Raw genomic sequence first — 9,377 nt, forward strand, 5'->3', positions numbered from 1 at the left:
CGTCGGCGCCATCATCGCAGCCCTCGGAGCACTCCTCATCCTCCCCATCACCGCCGGACGCCGCACCGACCTCGAAACCCACTGACCAAGGGAACGAGCAGCAATGCCCGCCCCGATAGCGCGTAACTCGAACCCTTGAGACAGGCAGACCAGCGAGGTATCGCGTGAAGACAGACAAGAGAACGGCCATCACCATGACTAGCGAGACCACAACGTCACGTTTTCCCACCGGCTTTCTGTGGGGTGCTTCGACCGCGCCCCATCAGAACGAAGGCAATAACACCACGAGTGACTTCTGGGCCCTCGAGCAGCTGCCGGGGTCATCGTTCGCCGAACGCAGCGGCGACGCGCTCGACTTCTATCACCGCTGGAAGGAGGACGTAGACCTCGTGAAGTCGCTGGGACTGACTGCGTTCCGTTTCGGCATCGAGTGGGCCCGCGTCGAACCGACCCGAGGACATTTCGCCAAGGCCGAACTCGCACACTATCGGCGGATCATCGACTACTGCCTGTCTGTGGGCGTGGATCCGGTCATCACGCTGCACCATTTCACCAGCCCGCTCTGGTTCGCCCAGGCCGGAGGATGGGGATCGGATGGAGCGGTCGATCGTTTCGGGGACTACGTGGCCGCCGTCGCCCCGATCCTTGAGGGGGTGACCTGGGTGGCCACCATCAATGAACCGAACATGTTTGCCGTCATGTTCCAGATGTCCACTCCCTTGCAGTACCCCGATCCAGCGGCCGTGATGGTCCAGATCAACGAGTCGATGGCTCCAGTAAACGGCGAAGCCGGCATCAACGCTTTCACCATGCCAGAGCCGGAGAGCATCCCGACCCAGGTGATGATCGCCGCTCACGAGCGAGCACGGGCCATCCTGCGCGAGAAGACGTCGGTGAAGGTCGGCTGGACGATCGCCGTGCAGGGACTCGTCGCCCGCCCCGGCTTCGAGAGCGAACTGGCCCGCTATCAATGGGTTTGGGAGGACGTGTTCCTTGAGGCATCAAAAGATGATGACTGGGTGGGAGTTCAGTCTTACACCAGCCAGCTCGTAGGACCGAACGGGCTGGAGGGCGCCCCAGAAGGGGCGGACCTGACGCAGACGGGGTGGGCCTACCGGCCCGACGCCCTAGGCCTGGCCCTTCGCCACACCTGGGAAGCGACGGGTGGCACGCCGATGCTCGTCACCGAGAACGGGATCGCGACGGCGGATGACCAGCAGCGGATCGACTACACCACCGGTGCACTTGAGGGACTCGCGGAGGTCCTCCGCGACGGACTGGACGTGCGGGGCTATCTGCACTGGACCCTGATGGACAACTTCGAGTGGGTACACGGATACGAGAAGACTTTTGGTCTGATTGCTGTCGACCGGACCACGTTCGCCCGGAATCCGAAACGCAGCGCCTACTGGCTCGGCGAAGTTGCACGAACCAACGGCAGCGGAATCCGATCATGAGCGCATCTGCAGGCGCGGTGTCGCTCGAGGCTGCGCGAACTCAGCGATGGGCGGCGATCGGCACTGGCGCCATTTCGCGAAGCGTCGTACCTGACCTCCAGGCTTGCGAGGGCGTAGAGGTGACCGCAGTGCACAGCCGCGATGCTGACAAAGCAACACGGTTCGCCGCCGAGTTCGGCATCGATCGATCCACAGATGACTACGAAAGTCTCTTGGTAGATGACAATATCGACGTCATTTACCTCGCGACCCCGTTTGTCACCCATCATCGGATGGCGCGCGCGGCCCTCGAAGCGGGAAAGCACGTCCTCGTGGAGAAGCCCATCGCGATGACGTCCGCCGAAGCCGCTGATTTGTTCGACGTTGCCGCCGCGCACGATGTCTTCCTTATGGAGGCAATGTGGATGAAGTTCAGTCCCGCTTTCCTCCGCTTCAAGAAGGAGATCGACGACGGCGCGATCGGGCAACCTCGGAACCTTCGGGCGAGCTTCTGCATCCCTTTCCCTGCCGATGAGTTCGGCAGCAAGTGGGACCTGTCCAGAAGTGGCGGAGCTCTTCTGGACCAAGGGATCTACGCGATCACGCTAGCTCACTCCGTTTTCGGCGAGCCGGTCGGTGTCACGGCGTCCGGGACGATCCGTGGGGACGGCCTGGACATCGCGGAGCATTTCACTCTTGACTTCTCCGACGGCCGCTTTGCGCAGTGCTCCAGCTCAATGGGGGAGTTCAGCGAACTTACGGCATCTGTCGGTGGTGAGACGGGATGGCTGACCTTGACGCCGCCCTTCTGGGCCACGACCGACGTGGAGGTCCACGCCCGCAGTCCCCACCAGATTTTCCGAGCCCCGGAACTGATCGAGCACCCGCGGGAAGGCAGCGGATATCGCCCGATGCTCCGGGCTGTGCGGGATGCCATCAGCGCTGACCTCACCCAACATCCCGTCCACTCCGCCGCTGAAACCATCGCCGCCATGAGAACGATCGACCTGGTGTTCGCGCAACTTCGCTGACCACCTCCCCGGAACACGAAATCGAAACAGATCCATCCTGAACTCCCGCTACCGTGACGCGAGCCATCCACCTTCTCCGTCCGCCCCGAAAAGAGCTGAATTTTGACCACGACCTCCTTCAACACAGACTGGACCGTCCGGCCTAAGGTGAGCCCCTACGCCCAATTGCAGGCGCCGCAGGATGCTGGAACACCCGTCACCCTGCCCCACGATGCGATGATCACCCTTCCTCGCTCTGAGGGCGCGGTTTCCGGAGGACGGGGCGCCTACTTCCCCGGAGGAGTCTTCGAGTATTCGAAGGCTTTCGACATTCCGGCCGATTTCATCGATAGGAAAGTCTCGGTGGAATTCGAAGGTGTCTACCGGGACGCGATGATCTACGTGAACGGAGTCTTTGCCGGCCAACGCCCCAACGGATACTCAGGGTTCGTGATCAACCTCGATCCGTACCTCCGATACGGGGCACCGAACATCATCCGGGTCGATGCGCGGGCCCACGACGATTCACGCTGGTACACCGGCGCCGGCATCTACCGCGACACCCGACTGATCGTCACCAGCCTCATCCACATCGAGCATGGCGGACTGCAGATCACCACGCCTGACGTGGATGCTGAACGCGCGGTGGTGGCCGCAGGCACCAGGGTGCGGAATGACAGTCTGCGGACCCGAACCGTCACCGTCGTCACTCGCATCCATGGGCCCGACGGCGTCCAGGTAGCAGAAGGCAGTTCGCCCGCCACGATCCGGGCGGGTGAGAGCGTCCTCGTCCGACAACGGCTCTACGTGCCGAGCCCGTCGTTGTGGAATGTGGATTCACCGGCGCTCTACTCCGCTGCCGTTACGGTCATCGAGGGAACCGAGGTCCAGGATGAAACCGCCAGCACCTTCGGGATCCGTGTGCTCCGGCTCGACCCACAACACGGGCTTCGGATCAACGGGGAGTCCGTCAAACTCCGCGGTGCGTGCATCCACCACGACAATGGAATCCTCGGTGCCGCAACCATCCGCCGTGCAGAGGAACGCCGTATCCAACTACTGAAGGACGCAGGGTTCAACGCGATCCGCAGCTCTCACAACCCGCTCAGCCCCGCCATGCTGGATGCATGCGACCGGTACGGGATGCTCGTCATGGACGAGACCTTCGACATGTGGGCCGAGGGCAAATCATCCTTCGACTACTCCCTTTCCTTCCCCGAATGGTGGGAGCGTGACGTCGAAGCGCTTGTGGCGAAGAACTTCAACCACCCCAGCGTCATCTTCTACTCCATCGGTAACGAGATCCTAGAAACCGGGGACCCGCTCGGGTCCAACCTCGGACGGCAGATCGCCGAGAAGGTCCGGTCGCTGGACAGCACCCGCTTCGTCACGAACGGCATCAACGGATTTGTCGCTGCCCTCCGTGAAGTAGTCGAGATGATGCAAGCGCACGCTGGGCAAACAGCCCCAGAGAGCGAGGGCGGGGTCAACGGGCTGATGAACTCCGCCGGGGACTTCATGGGCCAGTTGAACGCTTCCCCACTTGTCACGGCCAAGACCGAGGAGTCCTTCTCTGTTCTAGATGTTGCCGGGTTGAATTACGGCGACAGCAGGTACATTCTCGACAAGGAGCTGTACCCTGATCGGATCCTCGTTGGCAGTGAGACGTTTCCTCCCGGTATCGCGAAGTACTGGCGCCTTGTCCAGGACAACCCGCAGATCCTCGGTGACTTCACTTGGACCGGCTGGGACTACCTGGGCGAAGCGGGCATCGGACGCGTGCAGTATGCCGATGTGCCACCGGTGTTCGAAGCCCCCTTCCCCTGGATCGCGGCCTGGGTGGGCGACCTTGACCTCACGGGCCACCGACGCACCATGTCCTACTACCGCGAGACCGTGTTCGGCCTTCGCACCCGGCCGTTTATTGCCGTCCAGCGACCGGAGAACTTCGGCCGCCCCCGCCTGCCCGGGATGTGGGCGTGGAGCGACACATTACCCAGCTGGACCTGGGATGCCGCCGATCACTCCCCCACAGAGGTGGAGGTGTACAGCGACGCTGAGGAGATCGAACTGGTCATCAACGGCACATCCCAAGGCCGTAGGCCGTGCGGGCCCGACCACGCCTACATATGCACATTCGACGTTGACTACGTGCGAGGAGAGATCACCGCGATCGCCTACCGGGGCGGAGTGGAGACAGCCCGCACGAGACTCCAGACCGTGACAGACGAGGTCGCTCTCACCGCGACCCCCGATCGCACCACCCTGACGGCGGACGACGCTGAGCTATCCTTCATCGCCATCGAATTCCGCGACCCGGCCGGCACCGTCGCCACGACGATCAATCGGCCCGTCACCGTCGTCGTGAGCGGACCCGCCATCCTCCAGGGGCTGGGCAGCGCCAAGCCCAACAACTCCGAACGATACGACGCCGCCGAGCACAGCAGCTTCGACGGGCGTCTCCTGGCCGCGATTCGCCCGACCGGACCCGGCAGCATTACCGTGGCGGTCTCGTCGAAAGGCTACGACACTGTCACCCTTTCGCTCGACGCAGCCGAACAGGGAGCTCTCCTCGCGGAACGCTCTGACCACCCCCTGATGTCTTCAGTCTTCAATTAACAACTTCACCCTTAGGAGCAGTCTCATGTCAGTACAATCCCGCATCCCAACCAGCATCTCGCCCGAAGCGCAAGCGATCCTCAAAGCGGTCCATGAGCGTCCCTCGGTGCCCACTCCGGCCGCTTCCGATACCGAAGGATGGGCGTTGGTCGAAGCGCTGACCGCGTCGACGGACCCGGCAGTCATGGAAATTATGGCGATGGCCACCGTCGGAGCACCTCCGTCGGATATACACGTCGACAGCGTTGACCGCACGATCAACGGCGCCAAGTTCACCGTCGCCACTCCAGAGTCCTGGACCCCGGACGACCCCCGAGTCGTGATGATCATGCACGGCGGAGGCTTCACCTTCGGTGGTGGCGCGACCGCGCGACGATCGACCCAGCTGATGGCAGCGAACCTGGGCCTGCAGACCTGGGGCATGGATTACCGTCAGCTACCGCACCACCCCTTCCCTGCAGGGCTCGACGACTGCATGGCCGTCTACCGTGAGCTCCTGGAAGATCATGACCCCCGCAACATCGTCGTCATGGGAGGGTCGGGCGGTGCCAATCTCGCCCTCGCTCTGACCTTGCGTGCACGAGACGAAGGACTCCCCGTTCCCGCAGGTCTCGGACTGGCGACACCGCCCACCGACTTCACCTTCCAGGGGGACAGTTGGTACACCAACGCCGAGGGCACGACCCCCGACGACTTCACCAATATGCTCGAGTCGTACAAAGGCGAGTACCCGGCTGACCACCCCTACATCTCGCCGCTCTTCGGCGACTACGACGACACCTTCCCCCCGACGATCATCACCTCCGGGACCCGTGACATGCTGCTCTCCGACGCTGTTCGCCTGCACCGGAAGCTGGTAAACGCGGGAGTGACGACGGAACTGCACGTCTGGGAAGCCGGACCGCACGGCCATTTCGGAGGCGTCGCGCCCGAGGACCGCGAACTCCTCCAGCAGATTCGCACGTTCTTGCTCGCACACCTGAAATAGGCAACGGGAGGGCCCCTCGGCCGGCCGTCCACCATTCAACACCTCGCCGATCACGACGGCCCCCATTCGGGCAGCGGGTAGCCCATCGAGCCTCGGACGAGGGCGTGGCCGATGGCGGTGGCGCCTGTTCGCGAAAACCAGCCGTGGAGGGATTCGGGGCTGGCCAAATTGTTTGGCAATCGCTTCCTGCTTCCGCCCCTTCACCCTCGGACCGTGAAATAACACCGCCCACCCAGGTCTGAATGGGCATCTCAACCGTGCCATCAGCTGAAACTCAGGAAGATCATGGACATAAACCGTCAACCAACAGAAACGCCGGGCATGCTGGAAGTACTCGCCAAACATGCCTACGAAGTAGACGACGCCCTCACGAAAGCAATCGACATCGTCAAGATCGCCGCCACGGAACACAAGACGGGGATTCTTATATCGCGCATCGATACTGGTAGATACATTGTGCGTGCTCATCCTGCCGTCCCCTTCGGGCTGGTCCGCCAACGACACGAACCTCTAGATGAACGGCAGAATGGGCCAGCGGACGACTAGTGCTCAAGTGTTTTTCCGGAATCCCCGGTATAAGTTCACCGTGAATTGAACCGGCGGTGGAGAGTCTTTCTGTCGCGCTAGTTCAGCCAGGCCGACCGTGAGTGGCATAACGGGATTGGAGATATCCCTTGCTTCCTCAGCAGCTCCGGGCTCCGCGGTGAATCGGAGTCGTCCGCGGCAACCACCTCGGGATCCATGATCGCCGGGCGCTCCGCCGACCTGCCGTTCATCGAATCGGTAGAAGGAAACCATCACTAATGGCCGATTCGCAGGGAAAACCGTCTTCGTAACGGGTGCAGCGTCTGGTATTGGGCAGGCCACTGCCCGGCGAATCGCCAAGGAGGGCGGTAGGGTTATCGCCGCGGACATCAGCAAGCAACGCCTCGACGCTCTCATCGAAGAGAACAAACCTTGACCTGATGCCAGTGACCGGTGGCATCTCTACTGAAGAAACTATTGCCGCCGTGGTTTCTGCCGCCGGCGGACGCATCGACGCCTTGGCAAACATCGCCGGAATCATGGATAACTTCGCACCAATCCATGAGGTGGACGATGACCTCTGAGACCGCGTATTCCGGATCAAAGTCACCGCCCTAGTGCGCCTCACCCGCGCCTTTGTACCGCTGATGCTGGAAGCCGGGGCAGGGTCTGTGGTCAATGTTTCCTCAGAGGCTGCTATCCGTGGTTCAGCTGTTGGTGCGGCATACACTGTCTCCAAGCATGCCGTTGTTTGGCCTGACCAGGAACTCCGCAGTGATGTACGGCCCGAAGGGTCTTCGATTCAATACCGTCGCTCCCGGGCCTATAATCACTGGCATTGAGCCAAACTTCGGCTCCCAGCTGGCCATCGAAAGGCTCCTGCCTCTCATGCAGGCCAATGTCCCCACGCCTGCGAACGCCGCCCAGTTGGCAGCCTCCATCACTTTCCTGCTCAGCGACGATGGCACCAACATCAATGGTGCGGTTCTGGCCTCCGACGCCGGGTGGTCGGCGATCTAGCCGCCGAGCGACAGCGGATCTCGGTATCAGCGCCCGTGAGGCCCTGCGTTCCGGGCCCATTGATTTCTATTCGTTCTCACAGGATTCGACGCAGGTGCCCGACGATATGTGATGTCGCCCACGCGTGACAACAAAGGGTATCAAGCGGCGATCGAGGCCCTGGCCGGAAAGATATCAGAAGGCCTTAGGCAACCTCATTTTGTGGTTTCGCCAGTAAAAGTAGCACTTTTCGGAATCAATACACCTGTTGGCATTGCCGGCAGCTTCTTCTGCGTTGCCCTTGGTCGGATCAAAGGGCTGGCGCCAAAGGCGTTGTGGAAACTGCAACGGAGGCTTAGCCCACTTTCGATTTTGTGACTGGTGGTCCCGGGACGACCGCTTCCTGGTGGGCCGCTGTCGGTGCGAACAGTGGCGTTGAGGTCCCGGTCGCTGCAGCGACCCCTTCAGGCGTGCGGTTGCCCGCGGAACAGGGAGGGTGTCAGTAGACCCTGCAGGACCCGCCCCCGCTTACGTAGGCGAGCCAGTAAACGCCGCCCTGAACGCCTCTGACGTCCGATGCCATTCGGTAGAGTCCGGAGTGCCAAACGGGAACGTTTAGGGTGCTGTTGTTGTACCAGCCGCTGGTCCAACCTGTGACGTTTTGTCCGTAGACGTTGAAGGATGCATAGAAGTAGTTCGTGCTGTAGATGTACCACTGCGCACCGTTCCAGCGTTGGACCTGAACAGTCCAGATGACCTGTTCGGTGCGGCTCGAGGCCCACACTCTGGGAGCATTCACCGAGAGTTTGTTGTCGTATTTTTCGCAGACAAGATTGCTTGGACCTGTGATGGAAGATGCCGCGGCAGCAGGTTGCAGCGGGACGGCGACCAGGAGGGTCGCAAGGACTGCCATGATTGCCGCGAAGCGCCGGCGCAAGTTTCGAGTTGGCTGGATGCTGTTGCTGGCGCTCATATCCGTGTCCTGCCACTTGTTGTAGACAACGCTATTGGCCGAAACATAGCACTGCGAATAACCCTTCGCAATGGTTTGGCAATGACAAGCGACTGCAGTTCAAATGCAACGTTGGCTAGGAACGGCGGCCGGTGCAAGGCGGCGGGAAGACAATGCGGCACTGCAGCTTGGATTAGTGGCTGGCGAGTCAGGTGATGAAGTCACCAGGCTGCAGGTGCCGGCGCCTGCAGGGTTCCGGCGGGTGCTGCTCTGGACCAGGGCGAGAGCGCTCATGGCAGGCAGACGTGCCCCTGTGTTCCTCACCGGTCTGCCACGGAGAAGTGAATGCTGCACCGATGGGATTGCGGTGCTTAACGCGGGTGGAAGCGCGACTCGGGTGTACATTGATGCGGCGTCCGCGAAGACCGCTCAGCGCATCGCGGCCGGACAGATCGTCGAGGACCGCGGCCCCGCCGAGGACTAGAAAGAACTCGCAGGAAGGCCGGCAGCAGGGACGACAAGTGTTCCCCCGTCCACGCCAACTCCGCGACGTTCCAGCTAATTTGGGGAACCCTCGCCCTCGGGGGACTTGTCTGCGCCCGCCGCGGAGGCGCAATAGAAGTAACCGATGCTCAACCCGGCAGTGCGGTCTTCACAGCACTGCCCCTCAGCGCAAAAGCGGTTGGCGTTTGGAGTGCGGAGAATGGCGAATTTGGGGTGTGCACAATGTGCACACTTATGCCGACGGACTGGGTCGAACAGGGGCTGGTTCCGGTCGGATTCCGCATGTTTCCGCCGCTTCCCGGCGTTTGCAGGGGCTGGAATGCAGTTCGAGTCCCACCTCGGGC

At 61.8% G+C, this 9,377-nt stretch carries 12 protein-coding genes; 10 read left to right on the top strand and 2 right to left on the bottom strand.

Features of this window, described 5'->3' with window-relative positions; all coding sequences use genetic code 11:
• The first annotated feature begins 194 nt into the window (after positions 1-194).
• The 4 genes from ACU18_RS17575 (at position 195) to ACU18_RS17590 (ending at position 6,053) form a co-directional block, all read left to right on the top strand.
• A complete protein-coding gene (locus ACU18_RS17575) occupies positions 195-1,457 on the top strand; it encodes a glycoside hydrolase family 1 protein (RefSeq protein ID WP_050687749.1) in 1,263 nt (420 codons plus the stop codon).
• Positions 1,454-2,467, top strand: coding sequence for a Gfo/Idh/MocA family protein (locus tag ACU18_RS17580; protein ID WP_050687742.1), 1,014 nt, complete (start codon positions 1,454-1,456; stop codon positions 2,465-2,467). The genes ACU18_RS17575 and ACU18_RS17580 overlap by 4 nt, the downstream gene beginning before the upstream one ends.
• A gap of 102 nt (positions 2,468-2,569) precedes the next feature.
• Positions 2,570-5,065 (top strand): glycoside hydrolase family 2 TIM barrel-domain containing protein, encoded by a 2,496-nt coding sequence (locus ACU18_RS17585; RefSeq protein ID WP_082178396.1) that lies wholly within the window; start codon positions 2,570-2,572, stop codon positions 5,063-5,065.
• A gap of 25 nt (positions 5,066-5,090) precedes the next feature.
• Positions 5,091-6,053, top strand: coding sequence for an alpha/beta hydrolase (locus ACU18_RS17590; protein WP_082178397.1), 963 nt, complete (start codon positions 5,091-5,093; stop codon positions 6,051-6,053).
• Between the two features lie 50 nt (positions 6,054-6,103).
• Here ACU18_RS17590 and ACU18_RS20365 read toward each other — a convergent pair whose 3' ends face one another.
• Positions 6,104-6,232, bottom strand: coding sequence for a hypothetical protein (locus ACU18_RS20365; RefSeq protein ID WP_269430550.1), 129 nt, complete (start codon positions 6,230-6,232; stop codon positions 6,104-6,106).
• A gap of 106 nt (positions 6,233-6,338) precedes the next feature.
• Here ACU18_RS20365 and ACU18_RS17595 point away from each other — a divergent pair, with 106 nt between their 5' ends.
• From ACU18_RS17595 to ACU18_RS19770, 6 genes are all read left to right on the top strand, one after another.
• Positions 6,339-6,599, top strand: a complete 261-nt coding sequence (locus ACU18_RS17595; protein ID WP_082178398.1) for a hypothetical protein — start codon at positions 6,339-6,341, stop codon at positions 6,597-6,599.
• Between the two features lie 331 nt (positions 6,600-6,930).
• Entirely contained in the window at positions 6,931-7,014 is an 84-nt protein-coding gene (locus ACU18_RS20375; RefSeq protein ID WP_331456850.1) for a hypothetical protein, read from the top strand.
• 4 nt (positions 7,015-7,018) lie between these two features.
• Positions 7,019-7,162 carry a hypothetical protein gene (locus ACU18_RS20380; protein WP_331456847.1) on the top strand — a complete coding sequence of 48 codons (144 nt, stop codon included), beginning with the start codon at positions 7,019-7,021 and terminating at the stop codon, positions 7,160-7,162.
• 33 nt (positions 7,163-7,195) lie between these two features.
• A complete protein-coding gene (locus ACU18_RS20385) occupies positions 7,196-7,420 on the top strand; it encodes an SDR family NAD(P)-dependent oxidoreductase (RefSeq protein ID WP_331456848.1) in 225 nt (74 codons plus the stop codon).
• Complete coding sequence (locus ACU18_RS20390) at positions 7,320-7,598, top strand: SDR family oxidoreductase (RefSeq protein ID WP_331456849.1); 279 nt, start codon at positions 7,320-7,322, stop codon at positions 7,596-7,598. Before ACU18_RS20385 ends, ACU18_RS20390 begins: the two co-directional genes overlap by 101 nt.
• A 108-nt stretch (positions 7,599-7,706) precedes the next feature.
• Positions 7,707-7,955, top strand: coding sequence for a hypothetical protein (locus ACU18_RS19770; RefSeq protein WP_157407812.1), 249 nt, complete (start codon positions 7,707-7,709; stop codon positions 7,953-7,955).
• Between the two features lie 121 nt (positions 7,956-8,076).
• Here the strand turns inward: ACU18_RS19770 and ACU18_RS17605 are convergent, their stop codons facing one another.
• Positions 8,077-8,550 carry a hypothetical protein gene (locus ACU18_RS17605; RefSeq protein WP_050687747.1) on the bottom strand — a complete coding sequence of 158 codons (474 nt, stop codon included), beginning with the start codon at positions 8,548-8,550 and terminating at the stop codon, positions 8,077-8,079.
• Between the last annotated feature and the right edge of the window lie 827 nt (positions 8,551-9,377).

The sequence above is a fragment of the Arthrobacter sp. ZBG10 genome, from assembly GCF_001238605.1.
Taxonomy (GTDB): Bacteria; Actinomycetota; Actinomycetes; order Actinomycetales; family Micrococcaceae; genus Arthrobacter.

What these genes read in the sequence shown, in the direction of transcription:
- ACU18_RS17575 (WP_050687749.1), top strand. Translation starts at nt 195, where the DNA reads ATGACTAGCGAGACCACAACGTCACGTTTTCCCACCGGCTTTCTGTGG.
- ACU18_RS17580 (WP_050687742.1), top strand. Translation starts at nt 1,454, where the DNA reads ATGAGCGCATCTGCAGGCGCGGTGTCGCTCGAGGCTGCGCGAACTCAG.
- ACU18_RS17590 (WP_082178397.1), top strand. Translation starts at nt 5,091, where the DNA reads ATGTCAGTACAATCCCGCATCCCAACCAGCATCTCGCCCGAAGCGCAA.
- ACU18_RS17595 (WP_082178398.1), top strand. Translation starts at nt 6,339, where the DNA reads ATGGACATAAACCGTCAACCAACAGAAACGCCGGGCATGCTGGAAGTA.
- ACU18_RS20380 (WP_331456847.1), top strand. Translation starts at nt 7,019, where the DNA reads ATGCCAGTGACCGGTGGCATCTCTACTGAAGAAACTATTGCCGCCGTG.
- ACU18_RS20390 (WP_331456849.1), top strand. Translation starts at nt 7,320, where the DNA reads ATGCCGTTGTTTGGCCTGACCAGGAACTCCGCAGTGATGTACGGCCCG.
- ACU18_RS17605 (WP_050687747.1), bottom strand. Translation starts at nt 8,550, where the DNA reads ATGAGCGCCAGCAACAGCATCCAGCCAACTCGAAACTTGCGCCGGCGC.